Below are 22,990 nucleotides of genomic sequence, written 5' to 3' on the forward strand. Positions count from 1 at the left end.
CAAACGGATGGTGAGGATGCACTCCTGTACCATCGGTTAGCCTTACCTAAAATCAGTACCAGTCGGAGGTGCGGTGCGAACAGACCCCGGAGGGATCGCTCTCAAGCGACGCCCGCCACACACGGGCCGCGCGCTCGGTCTGCTGGCCGCTCTCGGTGTGCTGGTTTTCCTGTGCCTGCTGAGCGTCTGGCTGGGGTCGAAGGAGATTTCGTTCGGCGCCGTCTGGCAGGTGCTCTGGCACGACGACGGTTCGGCCGACGCGGTGATCATCCACAGTGTCCGGATGCCGCGGACGCTGCTGGCGGTGCTGGTGGGTGCCGCGCTGGGCCTGTCCGGCACGCTCATGCAGGCGCTGACCCGCAACCCGCTGGCCGAGCCGGGCCTGCTCGGCATCAGCGCCGGAGCCGCGTTCGCCATCGTCTTCTCCATCACCGTGCTCGGCGTCAGCTCGCTCTACGGCTACATCTGGTTCGCCTTCGCCGGCGCGCTGGCCGCGACCGTGGTCGTCTACTTCCTCGGCACCCGCGGCCGCAGCGGCTCGAGCCCGGTCAAGCTCGCCCTCGCCGGGGCCGCCGTCACGGCGCTGCTCGGCTCGTTCACCAGCGCGATGGTGCTGTCGGATCCGGTGGCGCTCAACCGCTTCCGGTTCTGGTCGGCCGGTTCGCTCGCCGGCGTCGACAGCGGTTCGCTGCTGCGGGTGCTGCCGTTCCTCCTGGCCGGGGCGGTGCTGGCGCTCGCCACCGGGCCGGCGTTGAACAGCCTCGCGCTCGGCGACGACGTCGCGGTCGCGCTCGGACGGCGGCTGGGCCCGCTGCGGCTGCGCGGTGCCCTGGCCGTCACGCTCCTGACCGGCGCGTCCGTCGCGGTCGCCGGGCCGATCGTGTTCCTCGGCCTGATCGTCCCGCACGCCGTGCGGTTCGTCATCGGGCCCGACCACCGCTGGCTGCTGCCCTACACCGCGGTCCTCGCCCCTTGCCTGCTGCTGGCCGCGGACATCCTCGGCCGCGTCATGGCGCGGCCCGGCGAGGTCCGGGCCGGGGTGATCGTCGCCTTCCTCGGCGCGCCGTTCTTCATCTGGCTGGTCCGCCGCCGCAAGCTGGTGGAGTCCTGATGAGCCTGCTGCAGGTCCGGCGCGACCGCGTCATCTTCCGCCTCGCCAAACCCCCGGTGTCCGGCCAGGTCCGGCTCCGGCTCGTCGCCGTCTCGGTCGTGCTCGCCGTGCTGGCGTTCGCGTTGTTCTGCTGGGGCATGACGATCGGCGACGTCCCGCTCGCCGTGTCCGACGTCCTGTCCGCCGTGTTCGGCGGCGGCGACAGCGGCGCCGCCTACATCGTGCAGGAACTGCGGCTGCCCCGGGCGCTCACCGGACTGCTCGCCGGGCTCGCGTTCGGCGCGTCCGGCGCGGTGTTCCAGACCATCACGCGCAACCCCCTGGCCAGCCCGGACATGATCGGCATCAACGCGGGCGCGGCCACCGCCGTCGTCGCCGGGATTTCCTTCGGCTTCGGCGGCGGCCTCGGCACCACCACGCTCGGCCTGCTGGGCGGCCTGCTGACCGGGTTGCTCGTGTACGTCCTCGCGTGGCGGCGCGGCACCACCGGCTACCGGATCATCCTGGTGGGCATCGGCATCTTCGCGATGTGCACCAGCCTGACCGACTACCTGCTCAGCCGCGCGCAGATCACCGAAGCCCAGGCCTCGATCGGCTGGCTCGTCGGGAACCTGAACAACCGCGGCTGGGAGCACGTCGTCCCGCTGGCCGGCGCGCTGGCGGTGCTGCTGCCGCTCGTGCTGGCCCTGTCCCGCTGGATGCGGACGCTGCAGCTCGGCGACGACGTGGCGGCCGGGCTCGGCACGCCGGTCCAGCCGGTGCGGCTCGGGCTGCTGCTGTCCGGCGCCGGTCTGGTGGCCTTCGCGACGGCGTCCGCGGGCCCGGTTTCCTTCGTGGCGCTGACCGCGCCGCAGATCGCGCAACGCCTGGCGCGCCAGGCGTCCCCGCCGCTGACGGCGTCCGCGCTCACCGGCGCGGTCGTCGTGCTGGGCAGCGACATCCTGGCCCGCACGATCACGGCGTCGCCGCTGCCGGTGGGCATCGTGACCGGCGCGCTCGGCGCCCCGCTGCTGCTCTGGCTGCTGGCCAGGGCCAACCGATCCGGCTCCGGAGGCTGAGAAGATGACACCGTCCCTGCGCGTGCAGGACCTGCGCGTCGCCTACGACGACCGGGTCGTCATCGACGGCCTCGACCTCGACATCCCGCCCGGGAAGATCACCGCGATCGTCGGCGCCAACGCGTGCGGGAAGTCGACCCTGCTGCGCACGATGGCCCGGCTGCTCTCGCCGAAGTCGGGCGGGGTGTACCTCGACGGCCGGTCGATCCAGGACCTCCCGACCCGCCAGGTCGCCCAGCGGCTCGGCATCCTGCCGCAGTCCCCGGTGGCGCCGGAGGGCATGACGGTGGCCGACCTCGTCGGCCGCGGCCGCGCCCCGCACCAGAGCTGGTGGCGGCAATGGTCCACTTCGGACGAAGGAGCGGTCGCTTCGGCGCTCGCGGCCACCGGGATGACCGACCTCGCCGACCGCCCGGTGGACGAGCTGTCCGGCGGCCAGCGCCAGCGCGCGTGGATCGCGATGGCGGTCGCCCAGGGCACGCCGGTGCTGCTGCTCGACGAGCCGACCACGTACCTGGACCTGGCGCACCAGATCGACGTGCTCGACCTGGTCGTCGACCTCAACCGCGCGGAGGGCCGCACGGTGGTGATGGTGCTGCACGACCTGCCGCAGGCGTGCCGCTACGCCGACCACGTGATCGCGATGAAGGCCGGCCGCGTGGTCGCCTCCGGCGAACCGGCGGCGGTGATCACGGAAGAGCTCGTCGAGGAGGTCTTCGACGTCCGTTGCCAGGTGCGCCCGGACCCGGTGAGCGGGACGCCGATGGTCATCCCGATCGGCCGCCACCACCCGGCACCGGTGCACCAGGGCTGATTCTCGGGCAAGCTGGCCGCATGTACGTGCTGCCCGAAAAGACCACCGGCTCCGAGCGAGAACTGCTGGAGGCCATGCTCGACCGCGGCCGCCTCGCCCTCGTCGAGAACGCGCGTGGCCTGTCGGAAACCGACGCCCGGCGCCGGCTGGTCCCGTCGCTGACCACGCCGATCGCGCTGGTCAAGCACGCCGCCGTCGCCGAGCGCCGGTGGTTCCAGTGGCTGATCGCCGGGCTCGGCGAGGCCGAGATCGACGGCCCCTCGACGCCCGGGGACGTCAGTTTCACCGTCGCCGACGACGATACGGTCGAGGGCGTGATCGCCGAGCACGAGCGGACCGCCCGGCGTTCCCGTGAGATCGCGGCGGGCTTCTCGCTCGACGACCGGTGGACGCACCCGGTCGTAGGCGAGGTCACCCTCCGCTTCGTCTACCTGTTCCTGATCGAGGAGTACGCCCGCCACACCGGCCACGGCGACATCCTGCGGGAGCAGATCACCGCAGGCTGACGGCGAACTCCCCGGCCGGCTCCGCGACCACCCGCCGGTCCACGACGGACTGCAGGATCTCCCCCACCCGCACCGCGGTGTTCGACAGCAGCGACGACGTGATGCCGTGCGTGTGCTCGGTGCCGCCCTGCAGGTAGATCCCGCCGCGCAGCGGGAAGTCCGTCGTGAGGCGGTAGTCGCGCTCCACGCGCAGGCGCCCGGACCCGTCACGCAGGCAGCGCGCGCCCAGCTCGCCGAGCAGCGGCGTCGGGTCCGCGGGCCGGTAGCCCGTGGCGTACACGACCGCGTCGGCTTCGAGCACCGTCTGCGAGCCGGTCGTCAGGGACTCGACCGTCACCGTTCCCGCGTCGGTGACCTCGACCGGGCGCGAGACGTTGAACAGCCGCAGCCGTTCCACGCCCAGCACCTTCTCGCGGTAGACGCGCCGGTAGAGCTCGTCGATCAGGTCGATGTCGACGGCCGAGTAGTTCGTCGCGCCGTGGTAGCGCATCAGGCGGTCCTTCACCGGCTCGCCCGCGCGGTAGAACTGGTCGACGGCCTCGGGGTCGAAGATGCGGTTGGCGAACGAGCTGTCGTCGGCCGGGCTGTAGCCGTAGCGGGCGAACACCGCGCACACCTCGGCGCGGGGGAACTCGTCGTGCAGCAACGCGGCGACCTCGGCCGCGCTCTGGCCGGCCCCGACCACGACGAACCGCTTCGGGTCGGCGCCGCGCAAGGCGTCCACGCGGAACAGCAGCTCGCTGTTGTGCCAGATCCGCGGCCCGGCGGTGACGCCGTCGGGCAGCTGGGGCCGCAGGCCGGTCCCCACCACCAGGTTCCGGGCGCGCAGGGACGAGCCGTCCGAGGCCTCGACGTCGAAGTAGGCCACTTCGGAACCGTCGTACACCGGCCGGACCGCGACGACCTCGGTCCCGTAGGAGACGACGTCGTCGACCTTCGCGGCCGCCCACTCGAAGTAGTCGTGGAACTCCACGCGCAGCGGGAAGAGGTTCTTGTGGTTGATGAAGTCGACCAGCCGGCCGGCGGCGTGCAGGTAGTTGAGGAAGCTGAACTCGCTGGTCGGGTTCCGCATGGTGACCAGGTCCTTGAGGAACGACACCTGCATGGTCGCGGTGTCGATGAGCATCCCGCGGTGCCAGCCGAACCGCGGCTGCCGCTCGAGGAAGTGCGCGGTCACCGGCTCCCCGGCGCCCGCGTTGTGCTCGGCGAGGGCGATCGCGAGGGCCAGGTTCGACGGTCCGAAGCCCACGCCGACGATGTCGTAGATCGGGACCTCTGCAGTCATGTTGCTCCCTCGCGCGCTCCGGTACGGTTCAGGGAACCCTAACCTAACTTAGGCGAGCCTCGCCTAGTACGTTCGTGGTGATGTTCGTCCCCCGATCATGAAAGGCACTCTCGAATGCGCGTGGCGATGTTCGGCTACCAGACCTGGGGGCACCGGACCCTCCAGGCGCTCATCGACGCCGGCCACGAGGTCGCCGTCGTGGTCACCCACCCGAAGAGCGACCACGCCTACGAGCGGATCTGGGCCGACTCGGTCGCCGACCTGGCCGCGGAGAACGGCATCCGGGTCCTGCTGCGCACCCGGCCGGACGACGCCGAGCTGCTGGCCGAGCTCAAGGCCGCGGACCTCGACCTGATCGTGGCGAACAACTGGCGCACCTGGCTGCCGCCGGAGATCTTCGAGCTGCCGCGGCACGGCACGCTGAACATCCACGACTCGCTGCTGCCGGCGTACGCGGGCTTCTCGCCGCTCATCTGGGCCATGATCAACGGCGAGCCCGAGGTCGGCGTCACCGCCCACATGATGGACGGCGAGCTCGACGCCGGGGACGTCGTGCTGCAGCGGGCGATCCCGGTCGGGCCGTCCGACACCACGACCGACCTCTTCCACCGCACGGTCGACCTCATCGCGCCGATCACCACCGAAGCCATCTCGCTGATCGAGACCGGGTACACGCCGGTGCCCCAGGACCGGTCGAAGGCGAGCTTCTTCCACAAGCGGGCCAAGCGGGACAGCCTGATCGACTGGACGCTGCCGCCCGCGGACCTCGAGCGGTTCGTGCGCGCGCTGTCGGACCCATACCCCAACGCGTTCGCCTACCACCGCGGCGAGGAGCTGCGGATCCTGAAGGCGTCGGTGTCGCGGGGCCACTACGGCGGCACGCCGGGCCGCATCTTCATCCGCGAGGGCGACGGCGTCGTGATCGTGGCCGGACCGGACGCCCGCCGCGGCCGGTCCCCCGGCCTGCTCGTCGAGCGGGTCCGCACCGCCGACGGGACGGAGCTGCCGGCGTCGGAGTACTTCAAGACGATGGGCGGGTACCTCACCGACCGCCCGTGACCGGTGAGCGGGACATCCCTTGGCGGCGGCCGCGCCGGTGAGCAGGATGTCCCGCATGGCCGGGATCAGCTTCCTCGACGGACACCGCACCTGGGTGCTCACCGGGGAATCGAGCACGTACGCGCTGCGGCTCGACGAGGACGACGTCCCGGTGCACGTCTACTGGGGCCCGGCGCTGTCCGATGCCGACGTCGTCGAGCTGACCGGGAAAACGCTGCCCTGGTGGGACGGCTTCAACGACCCGAACGAGGGCCTCGCCGAACTCGCCGCCGACGGCGGGACCCGGTACTGGACACCGGCCCTGCAGGTCCGCTTCGCCGACGGGACGCGGGCCCTCGAATGGCGGTTCTCCTCCCACGAAGCCACCGCCGATCACCTGCGGCTGGTTTTCGCCGACCGGCACTACCCGCTGCGGATCACCCTGCACTACCGGCTGCGCGGTGATGTCCTCGAACGCTGGACCGAGCTGAGCGCGGACACCGACGTCGAGGTCGTCCGGGCCGACTCGGCCACCTGGGCGCTGCCGGTCTTCGAGGACTACCGGCTCAGCCACGCGACCGGCCGCTGGGCCGCGGAAACCCAGCTGCAGCGCGGCTTCGCACCCCACGGCGAAACCGTCTTCGCCAGCCGGCGCGGGATCACCGGGCACCACGCCAATCCCTGGGTGATGGTCGACGACGGCACGGCGACCGAGCGCCACGGCGAGGTCTACGGCGTCGCGCTGGCGTGGAGCGGGTCGTGGCGGCTGACCACCACCCGGTCGTCGACCGGGCGGCTGACGGTGAGCGGCGGCTTCGGCCAGGACGGCGTCGTCCACCGCGTCGGGCCCGGACGGCCGCTGACCACCCCGGTGTCCGCCGGGCTGTACACCGACGGCGGGTTCGGCGCGGCGAGCCGGGCGTGGCACGCCTACGTCCTCGCGCACGTCCTGCCGCACCCGGAAGAGCTGCGCCCGGTGCTCTACAACTCGTGGGAGGCCACGGGATTCGACGTCACCGAGGCGGGCCAGCGCGCCCTCGCCGAGCGGGCGGCGGCGCTCGGCGTCGAACTGTTCGTGATGGACGACGGCTGGTTCGGCGCCCGCACCGGCGACCACGCCGGCCTCGGCGACTGGGAGGTGAACCGCACCCGCTTCCCCGACGGGCTCAAGCCGCTGGTCGACGCCGTGCACGGGCTCGGCATGCGGTTCGGCATCTGGGTCGAGCCCGAGATGGTCAACCCGGACAGCGACCTGTACCGCGCCCACCCGGACTGGGTGCTGCACCACCCGCACCGGCGCCGCTCGGAGCTGCGGCGGCAGCTGGTGCTCAACTTCGCCCGCCCGGACGTCGCCGCGTGGGCGCACGAGTGGCTGGACCGGCTGGTCGGCTCGCACGGCATCGACTTCCTCAAGTGGGACATGAACCGGCCGTTCAGCGAAGCGGGCTGGCCGGGCGAACCCGACCAGGACCGGCTGTGGGTGGAGCACACCCACGCGGTGTACGCGCTGCTCGACCGGCTGCGCGCGGACCACCCGGGCCTGCGGATCGAGTCGTGCGCGGGCGGCGGCGGCCGGATCGACCTCGGCGTGCTCGCCCGCGCCGACCAGGTCTGGACCTCCGACAACACCGACGCGCTCGACCGGCTGCGGATCCAGCACGGCTACGGGCAGCTCTACCCGGCCCGCGCGATGGCGGCGTGGGTCACCGACAACCCCGGCTTCGTGACGGCCCGGTCGGTGCCGCTGCAGTTCCGGTTCCACGTCGCCATGGCCGGCGTGCTCGGCCTCGGCGGCGACATCGTGCGCTGGCCCGCGGGCGACCTCGAGCTCGCCCGCGAGCTCGTCGCGCGGTACAAGGACATCCGGCCGGTGGTGCAGCACGGCGCGCTGTACCGGCTGCGGCCGCCGGTCGACGACGGCGTCACCGCCCTGCAGTACGTCCACGGCGATCGCGCGGTCGTGTTCGCCTACCGGCAGTCCGCGCACTTCAACGCGCCGGAGCGGCCGCTGCGGCTGGACGGCCTCGACCCGGCCGCGCGGTACCTCGACCCGGATTCCGGTCGGACGCACAGCGGCGCGGTGCTTCTTTCCCACGGCCTCCCACTGGCGTTGCCGGCCGGCGACTTCGCCAGCACTGTCGTTCGACTCGATCGCGTAAAGATCTGATCTATCTCGGCTTTCTTGCGGTTTCGTGGCCGCCTGGCGCTTGACATCGTCGAATACGTCCGATCAAATGCGTCATACATCACATATGGTGGAAGGTGGCTTCGACATGAGAAGGTCCCTGGCGCTGGGCGCGGCGGTGCTCCTGGCGGTGAGCGCGTGCTCGGTCGGCTCGAACACCGGCAGCGGCGGCGACGCGGAGATCACCTTCCTGACGTTCGAAACCCCGAACCTCACGCCGGCCTACTGGGACGCGGCGATCAAGCGCGTCACGGACAAGAACCCGGGCATCAAGGTCAAGAAGCTCGTCGCGCCGACCGCCGACGGGCGGACGTCGTACGCGAAGCAGCTGCTGCAATCGGGCCAGTTCCCGGACGTGATGATCGCCGTCGACTCGGCCGGTTTCGCCGAAGCGGGCAACCTCTACGCGTGGACGCCCGAGGAGCTGAAGGACTTCCAGTTCCCGCAGGCCAACCCGGTGAACGGCAAGTACTACCAGCTGCCGGCGAACACCCAGACCATCCCGCCGATCTACTACAACAAGAAGATGTTCGCCGACGCGGGCATCGCGGCGCCGCCGAAGACGTGGGACGAGCTCGTCGCCGACGCCGGCAAGCTCAAGGAGAAGGGCTTCTCGCCGTTCACCATCGGTGGCGGCAAGGACGGCTTCCCGTCGTCGATGATCCTGTCGGGGCTGGTCAGCACCGAGGTCTACAACACGATGCCGGACTGGCTCACCCAGCGGCGCCAGGACAAGGTGAAGTTCGCCGACCCCGCGTTCCAGCACGCGTTCGCGAAGCTCGCCGACCTCGCGGCGAGGGGGTACGTGGACAAGACGAGCGTGTCGCGCGACTACGCGGCGACCGAGCAGGCGTTCCTGGACGGCCAGAGCGCGATGTACCCGATGGGCAACTGGTTCGCCGCCAACGCCGACTCGAAGAAGCACGACTTCGAGGTGGGTGTCTTCAACTTCCCCTCCGAGGACGGCAAGCTGGTCGTCCCGGCCTACACCGGCGGCGGGATGATCGTCAACGCCAAGGCCGCGAACCTCGACGCCGCCCGCAAGTTCGCGCTCGGTTTCCAGCTCGACAAGGACCAGCTGGACGCCTCGGTGAAGGCGGACGGCCTGTTCCCGGCGATCAAGGGCTACACGCCGCCGCCCGGCGTCGGGCCGACGTTCAAGGCCGGCTACGACCTGTACGCACAGGCGGTGCAGCAGAACGCCGTGGTGCACGCGTTCCGCTGGGAGACCGCCGACGACGGGTTGCTGCCCGGGATGAAGGACAAGGTCGACCAGGCCGCCCAGGACGTCATCACCGGCCGCAAGTCGGTGGCCGACGCGTGCGCGTTCCTGGACACCGAGTGGGCGAAGGCGGGCTGACGTCCTTGACCGCCGTCATTTCCCGCCCCTCCCCGCCCTCGGCCACGGCCCGGCCCCGCCGCCGGCGCCGCCCGATCCTGCCGCGGCTGGCGCACTTCGCGTCGTTCGGCGCGCCGGGTGTGCTCGTGTACTTGTGTTTCGTGATGGCACCGATCCTGATCAGCTTCGGCTACAGCCTGACGAACTACAACCCGTTCAACCCGCCGGTGAAGTTCGTCGGTTTCGCCAATTACCGCTTGTTGTTCACCGATTCGCAGTTCCTCACGGCGCTGCAGGTGACCACGATCCTGACGCTGATCGTGGTGATCGTGCCCAATGTGCTGGGGTTGGGCGTGGCGCTGCTGCTGGACCGGAAGGGCTGGCTGTACAACGCTTTGCGCAGCGTATTCTTCACGCCGGTGATCCTCAGCTCGGTGGTGGTGTCGATCGTCTGGTCCCGCTTGCTCGACGACCGCGGGCCGCTGAATTCCTTGCTGCGCGCAGTGGGTGTCGCGCATCCGCCGGGCTGGCTGTCCGACCCGGACGTGGCCCTGTATTCGGTGGCCTCGATCGTGTGCTGGCAGATGCTCGGGTTCTGCGTCGTGGTGTACCTGGCGGGTCTCCAGGGCGTGCCGGCGGAACTGCTGGAGGCGGCGGAGATCGACGGCGCGGGGCCGGTGCGCCGCTTCCGCGCGGTCACCTGGCCGCTATTGGCGCCGTCGCTGACGATCAACACGGTGGTGCTGTTGATTTCGGCGTTCAAGACGTACGACTACGTCAAGGTGATCACCAACGGCGGCCCGGGTTCCGGCGCCACGGCGACGATCGCCTTCGACGTCCTGCAGACGGGTTTCGATTCGAACCACGTCGGTTACGCGTCCGCGATGGCCGTGGTGATGCTGGTGATCGTGGCCCTGGTGACGACGGTGGTGCTGAACTTCCTCCGCCGCCGGGAGGTGGACCTGTGACCCGGTCCCGGTCTTTGGTGCGCCCCGCGGTGGCGTTGCTCGTCAGCGCGGTGTTCTTCGTCCCGCTGTATCTGGTGCTGGCGAACGTGTTCAAGCAGGGCGAGCTGATCGCCAAGGAGCCGGCATCCCTGCCGATCCCGCCGACGCTCTCGAACATCCACGCGGTCCTGACCCGCCCGGACGGCCTGTTCTGGGTCAGCTTGACGAACAGCATCGTGGTGACGGTGCTGTCGATCCTGGTCCTGACGGTGCTGTCGGCCATGCTCGGTCACTACCTGGCCCGTTCGGCCAAGCGCTGGACAAAGGTCCTCACGCTCGTTCTGTTGGCCGGTTTGATGATCCCGCCCCAGGTGATCCTGATCCCGATCACCGACGTCCTGCGCGTGACCCACCTGATGGCGACCCTCCAGGGCCTGATCCTGTTCAACGTCGGGTACTATGTGCCCTTCGGGGTGTTCGTGTTCACGGGCTTCATCCGCGGCGTCCCGGTGGAACTGGAGGAGGCGGCCCTGCTCGACGGAGCAAGCCGCATGCAGGTGTTCTGGCGAGTGGTGTTCCCGCTGCTGCGCCCGGCAACGGCGTCGGTGTTGATCTTCCTGGGCGTCTGGATCTGGAACGACTTCATCGACCCGCTGATCATCCTCGGCCCCAGCCAGGGCACCACGATCACGACGGGCATCTACCGCTCGATCGGCCAGTACCAGGCGGACCTGGGAAGCGTGTTCGCCCTGATGTTCCTGGCGACGCTGCCGGTGCTGATTTTTTACCTGACGTTGCAGAAACAGTTCGTGAAGGGCTTGACTGGCGGGGCGACGAAAGGGTGAGCAGTGCTCTCGCCCGAGAGCACTGCTCACATCTCTGGCAGGGCAGGTGCTCACATCGAAGAGCACTGCTCTCTCTTGAGAGCACCGATCATCGTCAAGAGCACCGCTCACCCGCTGATGCGGGCACCGCTCCGACTCAAGAGCACCGCTCTCAAACCAGCGACGACGGGCGCACCCATTCGGAGAGCGCCGCTCACCTTAAGGAGCGCTGCTCACCTTGGAGAGCACCGCTCACCTTGAAGAGCGGCGCCCCCATTGGAGAGCAGTGCTCCAATGGGCCCGCGGCAGCGCACCCAGGAGGCGCCGCTTCAGACCATTCACGTCACACTCAAGTTCGAGTGCACCGGCGACGCGCAACAACGAGCGCCGCTCACGTTGGTGGGCACCGCTCACCGCAGGGGCGAAGCGGTGCTCAAAATTCGAGAGCACTGCTCACGCAAGTTCAGGGAGCGCCAATCGCGTTCGAGAGCACTGTTCACGCAACAGCAAAGCAGCGCTCACCCGCGAGAGCACTGCTCACAACCAATGCCGAAGCGGCGCTCCAAAACGAGAGCACCGCTCACAACGGTGACCGAAGCAGTGTCCCGAAACGAGAGCACTGCTCTAGAACGTGAGCACCAGCAGCGTCGCAGATCACTGCTCGCTGACCTTGCCCTCCTCCACCACCAGCCGGCGCGTCACGTGCACCGCGTCGAGCATGCGGCGGTCGTGTGTCACCAGGAGCAACGTCCCCGGGTACTTGTCGAGCGCCGCCTCGAGTTGCTCGATGGCCGGGAGGTCCAGGTGGTTGGTCGGCTCGTCCAGGACCAGGAGATTCACGCCACGGGCCTGCAACAACGCCAGTGCGGCCCGTGTCCGCTCGCCCGGCGAAAGCGTCGCGGCGGAGCGGAGCACGTGCGCGGCCTTGAGGCCGTACTTGGCCAGCAAAGTCCGGACCTCGGCGTCGGCGAACTCAGGTACCTCCCGAGCGAACGCCGAGGCCAGCGGAACATCGCCCAGGAACAACCGCCGTGCCTGGTCGACCTCGCCGACCACCACACCCGGGCCCAGGGACGCGGCGCCGTCGGACAGCGGGACCCGGCCCAGCATTGCCGCCAAGAGCGTTGACTTGCCGGATCCGTTCGCGCCCGTGATGGCGACCTTGTCCGCCCAGTCGATCTGCAGGTCGACCGGCCCGAGCGTGAATCCGCCGCGCCGGACCACTGCGCCCCGCAGCGTCGCGACCACCGCTCCCGCCCGAGGGGCCGCGGCGATCTCCATCCGCAGCTCCCATTCCTTGCGCGGCTCCTCGACGACCTCCAGCCGCTCGATCATGCGGTCGGTCTGCCGCGCCTTCGACGCCTGCTTCTCCGTTGCCTCGGTGCGGAACTTGCGCGCCGCCTTGTCGTTGTCGGGCTGCTTCCGGCGGGCGTTCTTCACGCCCTTCTCCATCCACGCCCGCTGCATCCGCCCGCGCGCCTCCAGGGACGCCTTCGTGTCGGCGTACTCCTCGTACTCCTCACGCGCGTGCCGGCGCGCGACCTCACGCTCCTCCAGGTACGCCTCGTACCCGCCGCCGTAGACGTTCACCTGCTGCTGGGCCAGGTCCAGCTCGACGACGCGGTCGACCGTGCGGGCCAGGAACTCGCGGTCGTGGCTGACCAGGACCGTCGCCGCTCGGAGGCCGGACACGAACTGCTCCAGGCGGGCCAGGCCGTCGAGGTCGAGGTCGTTCGTCGGTTCGTCGAGCAGGAAGACGTCGTAGCGGCTGAGCAGCAGCGACGCCAGCCCCGCCCGGGCCGCCTGGCCGCCCGACAGGGACGTCATCGGCTGGTCCAGGTCCACGGCCAAGCCGAGGTCGGCGGCCACTTCGGCGGCCCGGTCGTCGAGGTCGGCGCCGCCGAGAGCCAGCCAGCGGTCCAGGGCCGCCGCGTACTGGTCGTCCGCGCCCGCTGCGCCGCCGGTGAGGGCCGACGTCGCCGCGTCGAGGTCCGCCTGCGCCGCCGAGACGCCGGTGCGGCGCGCCAGGAACGCCCGCACCGACTCGCCTTCGCGCCGTTCCGGCTCCTGCGGCAGGTGGCCGACCGTCGCGGCCGGCGGGTTCAGGCGAATTTCACCGCTGTCCGGCTTGGCGAGGCCGGCGAGGGTCCGCAGCAGCGTCGACTTGCCGGCGCCGTTGACCCCGACCAGACCGACGACGTCGCCGGGTGCCACCACGAGATCGAGGCCGGAAAAGAGAATGCGGTCACCGTGGCCCGCGGCCAGGTCCTTCGCGACGAGAGTTGCACTCATGAGGTAGCCGAGTCTACGACCTCGTGGTGAACTGTCAGATCAAGGTCAAAACCACCGACAGTGTGTGTCCCGTGGCGCTTTGATCACTCACTGTGGGTACCCTGTTCGGTTGTCAGTCCCCCAGCGCAGTGAGGTCGGTGAAACAGCATGGGCGAGCCCGCTCCCCCGGTCACCCTCGGCCGCAGGCCGAAGCCGAGGGAAGGCCGTCCGTCCGCGCCCCGGCCGACGGTGAGCCGGCGGCGCGAGGTCAGTCACGCCAGCGCGCGGTCGCTGCTGATGACCGTCCTCGGCGAGTACGCGCTGCCGCGCGACAAGCCGGTCTGGACGTCGATGCTCGTCGAGGTCCTGGGCATCCTCGACATCGAGGAGAAGTCGGCGCGGCAGGCGCTCGCCCGCTCCGCCGCCGAAGGCTGGGTGGTCTCCGAGCGCGTCGGGCGCCGCGTGCGCTGGTCGCTGACGCCGCCGGGGCGCCGCCTGCTGACCGAGGGCGCCGACCGGATCTACGCGTTCGGCCGTGAGGAACGCCGCTGGAACGGCCAGTGGCTGATGCTGATCGTCTCCGTCCCGGAGGCCAAGCGCGACCTGCGGCACCGGCTGCGCACGCGGCTGACCTGGGCGGGCTTCGGTTCGCCGGTCGCCGGCGTGTGGGTCAGCCCGGACCTGACCCGCCAGCGGGAGGCCCAGCAGATCGTCAACGACCTCGGCCTCGACGCGCAGGCGATGTCGTTCACCGCCGCTTACGGCGAGGTCGGCGAGCAGGAGTCGATGGTCGCCCGGTCCTGGGACCTGACCGAGCTGAAGGACCGCTACGAGGACTTCATCGACCGCTTCACCGGCCTGCACCCGACCGGTGGCCGCGCGGTGCTGCGCGCGCAGACCGAGCTCGTCCACGAGTGGCGGCGGTTCCCGTTCCTCGACCCGCAGCTGCCGGCCGAGCTGCTGCCGGCGAAGTGGAGCGGGACGAAAGCGGCGGAACTGTTCCATCACAAACACGTCGACTGGCGCCCCGAGGCCCAGCAGTATTGGGACGACATCGTCGAAGCCGAAGAAGCAGGGTGAACATGACTCAGCAGGTCCGCCTCGATCGTGACGGCGGGCTCGCCGTCCTGACCGTCGACGCTCCGCCGTTGAACCTCTACACGGCTTCGCTGCAGTCCGACCTTTCCTCGGCGATCGGCGAGCTGGAGGCCGGACCCGCGCGCGCCCTGCTGATCCGCGCCGAAGGCAAGATCGTCAGCGGTGGTGTCGACGTCTCGCTGTTCGACGCCCAGGGCTCGCCGGCCGAGGCGAAGGTCCTCTTCGACGAGATGCTGGCGGTGCCGGACCGGATCGCGGCACTGCCGTTCCCGACCGTGTTCGCCGCGCACGGCCTGTGCCTGACCTGGGCGTTCGAGGTGGCCGTCGCCTGCGACATCATCCTCGCCGCCGACCGCGCGAAGTTCGGGCTGGTCGAGAAGGTCGTCGGCCTGACGCCGACCATGGGCGGCACCCAGCGGCTCGCCGCGCGGGCCGGTGCCGGGCGCGCCAAGGAGTTCGTGATGACCGGCGACACCTACGACGCCGCGACGCTGGAGCGCTGGAACGTCGTCAACCGCGTCCTGCCGAGCGAGGGCTTCGACGACGCGGCGCGGGCGTTCGCCCGGCGGCTGGCCGAGGGACCGACGCGCGCCCACGCGGCGACCAAGCGCGTGCTCGACCACTTCGCCGCCGGCGGTGTTCCCGAGGCGAACGCGCACATCACGACGATCGCGGCCGAGCTCTTCGAGACCGAAGACCTCCGCAACGCCGTGAAGTCGTTCCTCGCCGACGGACCGGGGAAAGCGACCTTCTCGGGGCGTTAACCGTCCGTTCGGACACCGGTTGCCGCCGTTCGGGCGTGCGCGGTTCTCCTCGCACCGGGTTACATTCGATGTGGTCTAGACCACGTTGTCCCCGCCTCGTGCCGCTTGGAGAACCGCCATGAGACGCACTCCCGCACGACTACGCTCCGCACTCGCCGCCTTGCTCATCGCGCTGGGCGGCACCGCGGCGCTCGCGCCACCCGCCGCCGCAGCCGGTTCGCTGACCGCCACCCTGGCGATGAGCGGCACCACCGGCACGTACACCGTCGCCAACACCGGTACCGCGTCGGTGAGCAACTGGGCGATCACCTTCACGCTGCCCGCCGGGATCACCGCCTCGACCGGCGAAAACGGCACGGTGACCCAGAACGGCACCCAGGTCACGCTGACGCCGGCGTACTACATCGCCACGCTGGCGCCGGGCCGCAACACCTACCCGTACAGCCCGACCTTCCGGCTCAGCGCCGCCGCAACGCCGACGCAGTGCCGCGTCGACAACGCCAATTGCGACGGTTCACCGGACACCCCGCCGGGCGCGCCGGCGAACCTGCGGCTGGTCGCGAAGACGACCAAAACCGTCGCGCTGGCGTGGAACGCTTCCGCGGCCGGTTCCCTTCCGGTGACCGGGTACGACGTCTACCAGGGTGCCTCCCTGGCCGCGTCGGTGACCGGGACGAGCGCCACGATCTCCGGGCTCACCCCGGGCACCGCCTATTCGTTCACGGTGAAAGCCAAGGACGCCAAGGGGAACACGTCCCCGGCGAGCACTTCCCTGGCCGTGACGACGAACAACCCGGCCGACGACACGCAGGCGCCGTCCGCGCCGTCCGGATTGCGCTCGACGGCCGCCGACTCCGGAAGCATCTCCCTGGCCTGGACGGCGTCGACGGACAACACCGGCGTGGTCAGCTACGACGTCTACCGCGGGTCCGCTTTGGCCACGACGGTGACCACCACGTCGGCGGTCGTGACCGGGCTGGCACCGTCCACTTCGTACACCTTCACCGTCCGCGCCCGCGACGGCTACGACAACGTGTCGGCGCCGAGCGCCGCGGTGACCGCCCGGACCGGCGACATCGTCTCGGGGTACGCGAAGGTCGGGTACTTCGTGCAGTGGGGCATCTACGGGCGCCAGTACTTCGTGAAGAACCTGGAAACCTCGGGCGCGGCTTCGAAGCTGACGCATCTGCTGTACGCGTTCGAGAACATCGATCCGGTGAACCTGACCTGCCTGTCCGGGGTCACGAAGGGCACGACGGCCAACCCGCAGGACCCCAACCAGGGTGACGGCGCCGGTGACGCCGAGGCCGACTACTCGCGGCCGTTCGCGGCGGCGCAGTCCGTCGACGGCGTGGCCGACACCGGCTGGGAGTCGCTGCGCGGCAACTTCAACCAGCTCAAGAAGCTCAAGGCGAAGCACCCGAACCTGAAGGTGCTGGTTTCGCTCGGCGGCTGGACGTATTCGAAGTACTTCTCGGACGTCGCGGCCACCGACGCGTCGCGCAAGAAGTTCGTCTCGTCCTGTGTGGACACCTGGCTCAAGGGCAACATCGCGCCGTACGGTGGCGCGGGCGGGCCGGGCACCGCGGCGGGCATCTTCGACGGCATCGACGTCGACTGGGAATGGCCCGGCAGCGCCGACGGCCACCCCGGGAACCACTGGAGCCCGAACGACAAAGCGAATCTGACCGCGTTGCTGGCGGAATTCCGCACGCAGATGGACGCCTACGGCGCGACCACCGGCAAGCGGTACCAGCTGCACGCGTTCACGCCGGCCGACCCGGCCAAGGTCGCTTCGGGCTGGGACGTTTCCAAGATCTTCAATTACCTGGACGTCGCGAACGTGCAGGGTTACGACTTCCACGGCGCGGGCAGCGACAATTCGTGGGAGCCGAACCGCACCGGCCACCAGGGCAACCTGTACGCCGACGCGGATGACCCGTACAACTTCCACTTCAGTGCGGAAAGCGCGATCAATGCGTACACGAACGCCGGTGTCGATCCACGGCGGCTGACGCTCGGCCTGGCCTTCTACGGCCGCGGCTGGCAGGGCGTCGCCGACGGCGGGAAGAGCGGCGAGTGGCAGTCCGCGACCGGCGCAGCACCGGGCCAGTTCGCCGAGGAAGCGGGCACGCGCGGGTACGCGAACCTGGTGGCGAGCGTGCCGGGCTGCACCGTCCACCACGACACGGCCGCCGTCGCGACGTCGTGCTACACGGGCAACGGCGGGCAGTGGTGGACGTTCGACGACGCCTGGTCGATCGGGCTGAAGACGACGTGGCTCAAGTCGCGCGGGCTGCTCGGCGTGATGGCGTGGGAGATGTCGGGCGACACCGGCGCGTTGCTGAACGCGGTGAGCGCCGGGCTCGGCTGAGGTTCCGTTCAGCCCGCTGAACACCCTGTTCAGCGGGCTGAACACTTTCTTTGGGACACAAAGAAAAGCTTGACCCGCGGTGGTCTGGACCATGACACTGAGCCGGCGCGCGCCCCCAGACACCGTCGTCTCGAGGAGAGCCATGTCCCGCTTCCGCAAGGTCCTCGCGCTGGTCCCCCTGCTCCTGGGGGTGCTGGCCACCCCGGCTCCGGCCGCCCCGGCGGCGTTCACCCATCCGGGCGTGCTGGTGAGCCGTCCGCAGCTGGACTTCGTCAAGGCCAAGGTGAACGCCGGCGCCCAGCCGTGGAAGGCGGCGTACGACCAGGCTCGGGCCAGCTCGTACGCCTCGCTCTCGCGGACCCCGAAACCGCGCGCGGTGGTCGAATGCGGCTCGTATTCGAACCCGAACTACGGCTGCACGGACGAGCGCGAAGACGCGATCGCGGCGTACACGGACGCGCTGATCTGGTACATCACGGGCGACGCGCGGTACGCGCAGAAATCGATCGCGCTGATGGACGCGTGGTCGGCGGTGATCACGAGCCACACGAACAGCAACGCCCCGCTGCAAACGGGCTGGGCGGGCTCGTCGTGGCCACGCGCGGCGGAGATCATCAAGTACACGTATTCGAGCTGGCCGAATGCGGGCCGGTTCGCGACGATGCTGCGCAATGTGTACCTGAACAAGGTGATCAACGGCAGCAACAGCAACGGCAACTGGGAACTGTCCATGATGGAGGCCGCGGTCGGCATCTCGGTGTTCCTGGAGGACAAGGCGAGCTACGACAAGGCGGTGACCCGTTACCGCAACCGCGTCGCGGCTTACGTGTATCTGTCGTCCGACGGCGCGCTCCCGAAGACCGTCCCGGGCAGCGGGCTGTCTTCGCGCGACCAGATCGTCGGCTACTGGCAGGGCCAATCGACGTTCGTGGACGGCCTGACCCAGGAAACCTGCCGCGATTTCACCCACACGGGCTACGGAATAGCGGCGATCGCGGACGTGGCGGAAACGCTCCGCATCCAGGGCGAGGACGTCTACTCGACGGAGATCGGCACGCGCCTGCGCCAGGCCCTGGGCTTCCAGGCGAAGTACCAGCTCGGCGCGGCGGTGCCGTCCTGGTTGTGTTCGGGACACCTGAACCTCGGCCTCGGCCCGGTGACGGAGGTGGGCTTCAACGCGCTGAACACACGCTTGGGCATCGCGATGACGAACACGCAGACGCTGACCGAGCGCCAGCGCCCGGCGGGCTCGAACAACCTGTTCGTGGCGTGGCAGACCCTGACCCACGCCGCCAACCCGTCGTGACCCGGTCGCCCTGACCTGTTTCCGCAGGTCAGGGCGACAACCGACCCTGCCTTCAGGGCCGTTCGGAGGGCACGCTAGAGTACTTCTCACGCACTCAGGGAGTGCGAGTCCGGGCTGTGGCGCAGTTTGGTAGCGCACTTGACTGGGGGTCAAGGGGTCGCAGGTTCAAATCCTGTCAGCCCGACGGACACACTTGCAGGGCCCGTGAGAGGCACCACCGCCGCTCACGGGCCCTTTGTGTTGTCGCCCGCCCGGTTACCGGATCCGGTCCCGAGTTGACATTCATCCGTTTTGCCTGCTTGCATGAATTACCCTTTTCGACGACCATCAGGCGTGGTAGGCCCACCCGCCGTACCTGGTCGGTGACGGATCGCACTGGTGGAAAATCACTATTCCTTCTTTGGGGTTACCCGCTCCCCCTTTCCGGAATCTCGCATTTACGGAGATGTCCGCCCACTCGCCGGCGGGCAGAGTATCGCTGCGGGGAGTGGCGCCGGAATCGGTGCCGGAAACAAACAATGAGCTCCGAGGAGCGGGTGATGTTGAACCGAAGACGACTGCTGGGGTGGGCGACGGCCGGGGGCGTGGTGGGCGGGGCGGCGCTGCTGCCTTCCGTGCTGACCCGGGAACCTTCGCCCGGCGGGGCGGACCACACCGGGCACGCCCCGGCCGACGGTGCCGCGGCCGGCGGGGGCCGTCCGGCGGCGGGGCTGGGGGTTTCGTTCTCGCAACGCTTGCCGATACCGCAGGAGCTGACGCCGGTGCGCCGCCGCGACGGCGTCGACGTCTACAAGATCCCGATCAAGACGGCGCAGCACGCGTTCCAGCCCGGCAAGCCGACGACGGTGCGCTCGTTCGGCGGCCTGTTCGTCGGGCCCACCATTCGCGCCAAGACCGGCACGCCGGTGGAGGTGACCTTCACCAACCAGCTGGACGTGCCGTCCAATGTCCACCTGCACGGCGGGCACAACGCCCATGCCGACGACGGCTACCCGATGGACGTGCTCAACCCCGGGCAGAGCCGGACCTACCACTACCCGAACCGCCAGCAGGGCGCGACGCTCTGGTACCACGACCACGCCCACCACCTCGAGGCCGAGAACGTCTACCGGGGACTGCACGGCCTCTACATCATCGACGACGACGCGGAACGCGGCCTGAACCTGCCTTCGGGGCAGTACGACGTGCCGCTCATGATCCGCGACATCCAGCTCGACGCCAACGGCGCCATGGTCTACCCGAACTTCCCGCCGGACCGCACCACCACCCTCGTCAACGGCGTCGAGACCCCCTACTTCCAGGTCGCGGCCCGCAAGTACCGGTTCCGGCTGCTCAACAGCGCCAACGATCGACAGTTCCGGCTCACCCTGGGCGGCCTCCAGATGACGCAGATCGGCTCCGACGGCGGGCTGCTGCCGGCGCCGGTGCAGCGGTCGGAGATCCTGCTCGGGTCCGCGGAACGCGCGGACATCGTGGTCGACTTCTCGCGCGTGCCCCTGGGTTCGCACCTGGTGCTCCAGGACATCTACGGCCCGGTGATGCGGTTCGACGTGACGCGCCTCGCGGTCGACACCAGCCGCGTGCCCGCCGTCCTGCGGCCACTGCCCGCGCTGGGCCCGGCGACCGTCCAGCGGGAGATCACCCTGCGGTTCGACGAAACCGGCACCGTCGGTCTCGTCAACGACCAGCCCTACGACCCCAACCGGGTGGACCTGAAGGTCAAGCGCGGCACGACCGAGATCTGGACCGTCCGCAACACCGACACCGTCCGGGGGATACCCCACTCGTTCCACCTTCACCTCGAGCAGTTCCGCGTGCTCGACCGCAACGGCGGGCCGCCGGCACCGGACGACGCGGGCCGCAAGGACACGGTGAACCTCGATCCGGGCGAGTGGATCCGGGTGCAGACCACCTTCACCGACTACGTCGGCCGGTACGTCTACCACTGCCACTTCCTGGAACACTCGAGCATCGGCATGATGGCGGAAATGGAGATCGTCCCCTGACGGGTGGTACCGCGGGGCGGGCGGCGGGTCCGCCTGCCCCGCGGTACAGGTTTGCCCTCCCCTGGAGGTGGGGTAGTCATCCTTTTTGGCCGGTCATGGCCAGGCGCGGACGACGGAGGTGGGAGCCGGTGGCCGAGGTGCGCTTCGAAACGGCGGTCCGGGCCGGGTGCACGGTGGTGACCGCCACCGGGACGCTCACCCCGGCGAGCGCGTCCGGGCTGCGCGACGGCGTGCTCAAGGTCGCCACGGACGCCCCCGGCTGCGTGATCGCCGACATCCGCGGCCTCACCGTCGAGCACGACCGCCTGTTCAGCCTGTTCTCGGTGATCGCCTCGCGGATCGGTGACTGGCCGGGCGTGTCGTTCGCGGTGGTGACCGACCGGGCCGACCACCTGGCCGGCCTGCACGCCCGCTCGATCGACGAGTTCGTCGCCGTGCACCCGGACGTGGCCGGCGCGGAGCGGGCGGGCGACCGGGCTCCCCGCCAACGGGCCGTGCGGGAGTTCCCGCCGTCGACGTTCGCCTCGACCATGGCGCGGCGGTTCGTCGGCGAAGTCTGCGCACGCTGGGCGGTGCCGGAGTTCGCCGGCGACGCCCAGATCGTCGCGACCGAACTGGTCGAGAACACCGTCGTGCACACGGCATCACCGGCCCGGCTGCGGCTGGAGCTGCGCCGCGAGCTGTTCCGGGTGGCCGTCGCCGACGACGACCCACGGCCGGCGGTGCTGCACGAACGTTCGACGTTGACCGAACCCGGCCTGGGGCTGCGGGTGGTCGCGCACACGGCGAGACGCTGGGGCTGCAGCCGCTCCTGGCTGGGTGGCAAGGTCGTCTGGGCGGTCCTGGACCGGCGGCCCCGGGCCCGGAAACCGGTTCCGTGGAGGGAGGAATCGTGAGCGGTGACATCGAGGTCGTGCCGGTGACCTCCGAGCAGGCCTTCGTCCTGCGGCTGACCGGGACGCTGAACTCGGGCACGGCGGAGGTCGCGTCCGGCAAACTGGCCGACGCGACCGTGGTGCTGCCCCCGCCGTCGCTGATCGTGCTGGATCTGCGGGACCTGGAACTGCTCTCGGCCGCCGGCGCGCGGGTCCTCGTGTCCTTCGCCCTCGAACGGGCCCACCACGGAGTCCGGACCGCGGCGCTGCTCGACCCGGCCGGTGTGAACGCCCGCATCCTGCGCACCGCGGCGCCCGCGGACACGCTGCCCCTGCACACGAGTGTGGACGAGGCGATCACCGCGGCGCTTCCCGAGCACCCCGAGGTCGAGCGGCTCGGCGACCAGCTCGCCGCGCTGACCCGCGTCCTGCTGGACGCCCGAAGCGTCGGCCAGGCGCTGTCCCAGGTGGTGGCCGCCACCACCGTGGTCGTCCCGCATGCGCGGCTGGTCAGCATCACCCTGCGTGACCCGGGTGGGCGGTTCTTCACCCCGATCGAGGCGCCCGAAGTCGCCATCGACCTCGATGACGTGCAGTACCGCACCGGGGAGGGCCCGTGCCTGGACGCGGCCACTCCGGACGGCCCCGCTTTCGCGCTCGAACAGGACCTGGCCCGCACGACGTCGTGGCCGCAGTTCGCGGCCGTGGCCACCGCGCACGGCCTGGGTGCGGTCCTCTCGACCGCGCTCCTGCCGCCGTCCGGCCCGGCCGCGGTGAGCGGCGCGCTCAACATCTACGCCCACCGCGGAGGCATCACCGACGCCGACCGCCACCGCGCCCTGTTGCTGGCCACGCACGCTTCCCTGGCCCTGCAGCACGCCCGCAGCGTCGAGGTCGCCGAACTGGAACAGGCCAGCCTGCGGCGGGCCATCGCCTCCCGGGACGTCATCGGGCAGGCGAAAGGCATTCTGATGGCCCGGCAGGGCCTCGACGCCGACGCGGCGTTCGACCTGCTGCGGCGCACCTCGCAGCAGCTCAACGTCAAGCTGGCCGACATCGCGGCCGGCCTGGTCGGCAACCATTCCGCGCTGGCGGCCGAAGACCGGCGCCCTTGACGATCGGCCGGCGCGGGAAACTCCGATCGGCTCGCGCGCCGGTCGCGGCCATGGTGCTCACCGGGAGAACGGAG

The 22,990-nt window shown here is 70.1% G+C and carries 18 protein-coding genes and 1 tRNA gene; 17 read left to right on the forward strand and 2 right to left on the reverse strand.

Translation table 11 applies throughout. From position 1 onward, the window contains the following. Positions 1-73: 73 nt before the first annotated feature. From H5965_RS27175 to H5965_RS27190, 4 genes are read left to right on the forward strand one after another with little or no spacing between them, the layout of a single operon-like run. Complete coding sequence (locus H5965_RS27175) at positions 74-1,111, forward strand: iron chelate uptake ABC transporter family permease subunit (RefSeq protein WP_310973070.1); 1,038 nt, start codon at positions 74-76, stop codon at positions 1,109-1,111. Next, a complete protein-coding gene (locus H5965_RS27180) occupies positions 1,111-2,169 on the forward strand; it encodes an iron chelate uptake ABC transporter family permease subunit (RefSeq protein ID WP_310973071.1) in 1,059 nt (352 codons plus the stop codon). The genes H5965_RS27175 and H5965_RS27180 overlap by 1 nt, the downstream gene beginning before the upstream one ends. 4 nt (positions 2,170-2,173) lie before the next feature. After that, entirely contained in the window at positions 2,174-2,983 is an 810-nt protein-coding gene (locus H5965_RS27185) for an ABC transporter ATP-binding protein (protein ID WP_310973072.1), read from the forward strand. Between the two features lie 20 nt (positions 2,984-3,003). After that, positions 3,004-3,489, forward strand: coding sequence for a DinB family protein (locus H5965_RS27190; protein ID WP_310973073.1), 486 nt, complete (start codon positions 3,004-3,006; stop codon positions 3,487-3,489). On the opposite strand, the gene H5965_RS27195 is transcribed toward H5965_RS27190, so the two are convergent. Continuing rightward, on the reverse strand, positions 3,476-4,774 hold the full coding sequence (locus tag H5965_RS27195; RefSeq protein WP_310973074.1) for a lysine N(6)-hydroxylase/L-ornithine N(5)-oxygenase family protein: 1,299 nt from the start codon (positions 4,772-4,774) through the stop codon (positions 3,476-3,478). The two genes, H5965_RS27190 and H5965_RS27195, sit on opposite strands and share 14 nt — an antisense overlap. 114 nt (positions 4,775-4,888) lie before the next feature. Here H5965_RS27195 and H5965_RS27200 point away from each other — a divergent pair, with 114 nt between their 5' ends. The 5 genes from H5965_RS27200 to H5965_RS27220 all read left to right on the forward strand — a co-directional run bounded on the left by H5965_RS27200 (position 4,889) and on the right by H5965_RS27220 (position 11,128). After that, positions 4,889-5,833, forward strand: coding sequence for a methionyl-tRNA formyltransferase (locus tag H5965_RS27200; protein ID WP_310973075.1), 945 nt, complete (start codon positions 4,889-4,891; stop codon positions 5,831-5,833). A gap of 55 nt (positions 5,834-5,888) precedes the next feature. Next, positions 5,889-7,979 (forward strand): alpha-galactosidase, encoded by a 2,091-nt coding sequence (locus H5965_RS27205; protein ID WP_310973076.1) that lies wholly within the window; start codon positions 5,889-5,891, stop codon positions 7,977-7,979. Between the two features lie 106 nt (positions 7,980-8,085). Next, entirely contained in the window at positions 8,086-9,357 is a 1,272-nt protein-coding gene (locus H5965_RS27210) for an extracellular solute-binding protein (protein WP_310973077.1), read from the forward strand. Then, complete coding sequence (locus H5965_RS27215) at positions 9,339-10,304, forward strand: sugar ABC transporter permease (protein WP_310973078.1); 966 nt, start codon at positions 9,339-9,341, stop codon at positions 10,302-10,304. Before H5965_RS27210 ends, H5965_RS27215 begins: the two co-directional genes overlap by 19 nt. Next, entirely contained in the window at positions 10,301-11,128 is an 828-nt protein-coding gene (locus H5965_RS27220; RefSeq protein WP_310973079.1) for a carbohydrate ABC transporter permease, read from the forward strand. Before H5965_RS27215 ends, H5965_RS27220 begins: the two co-directional genes overlap by 4 nt. Before the next feature lie 633 nt (positions 11,129-11,761). Here H5965_RS27220 and H5965_RS27225 read toward each other — a convergent pair. Further along, positions 11,762-13,399, reverse strand: coding sequence for an ABC-F family ATP-binding cassette domain-containing protein (locus H5965_RS27225; protein ID WP_310973080.1), 1,638 nt, complete (start codon positions 13,397-13,399; stop codon positions 11,762-11,764). 147 nt (positions 13,400-13,546) lie between these two features. Between H5965_RS27225 and H5965_RS27230 the strand changes: the two genes are divergently transcribed. The 8 genes from H5965_RS27230 (at position 13,547) to H5965_RS27265 (ending at position 22,916) form a co-directional block, all read left to right on the forward strand. Beyond that, positions 13,547-14,458 (forward strand): PaaX family transcriptional regulator C-terminal domain-containing protein, encoded by a 912-nt coding sequence (locus tag H5965_RS27230; protein ID WP_310973081.1) that lies wholly within the window; start codon positions 13,547-13,549, stop codon positions 14,456-14,458. Between the two features lie 2 nt (positions 14,459-14,460). Continuing rightward, positions 14,461-15,240, forward strand: coding sequence for an enoyl-CoA hydratase/isomerase family protein (locus H5965_RS27235; protein ID WP_310973082.1), 780 nt, complete (start codon positions 14,461-14,463; stop codon positions 15,238-15,240). Positions 15,241-15,400: 160 nt separating this feature from the next. After that, positions 15,401-17,614, forward strand: coding sequence for a glycosyl hydrolase family 18 protein (locus tag H5965_RS27240; RefSeq protein WP_310973237.1), 2,214 nt, complete (start codon positions 15,401-15,403; stop codon positions 17,612-17,614). Positions 17,615-17,756: 142 nt separating this feature from the next. Then, entirely contained in the window at positions 17,757-18,920 is a 1,164-nt protein-coding gene (locus tag H5965_RS27245) for an alginate lyase family protein (protein WP_310973083.1), read from the forward strand. Positions 18,921-19,030: 110 nt separating this feature from the next. Next, a tRNA-Pro gene (locus tag H5965_RS27250) sits at positions 19,031-19,104 on the forward strand. Between the two features lie 355 nt (positions 19,105-19,459). Then, the gene (locus tag H5965_RS27255) at positions 19,460-20,926 is read left to right on the forward strand and encodes a multicopper oxidase family protein (protein ID WP_310973084.1); all 1,467 of its coding nucleotides are present in this window, start codon (positions 19,460-19,462) and stop codon (positions 20,924-20,926) included. A gap of 128 nt (positions 20,927-21,054) precedes the next feature. Continuing rightward, positions 21,055-21,822: an ATP-binding protein gene (locus H5965_RS27260; RefSeq protein ID WP_310973085.1), complete on the forward strand. Its 768-nt coding sequence runs from the start codon at positions 21,055-21,057 to the stop codon at positions 21,820-21,822. Beyond that, positions 21,819-22,916 (forward strand): ANTAR domain-containing protein, encoded by a 1,098-nt coding sequence (locus tag H5965_RS27265; protein WP_310973086.1) that lies wholly within the window; start codon positions 21,819-21,821, stop codon positions 22,914-22,916. The genes H5965_RS27260 and H5965_RS27265 overlap by 4 nt, the downstream gene beginning before the upstream one ends. Positions 22,917-22,990: the final 74 nt, after the last annotated feature.

This window comes from Amycolatopsis sp. 505 (genome assembly GCF_031625235.1).
In the GTDB taxonomy this organism is placed as follows: Bacteria; Actinomycetota; Actinomycetes; order Mycobacteriales; family Pseudonocardiaceae; genus Amycolatopsis.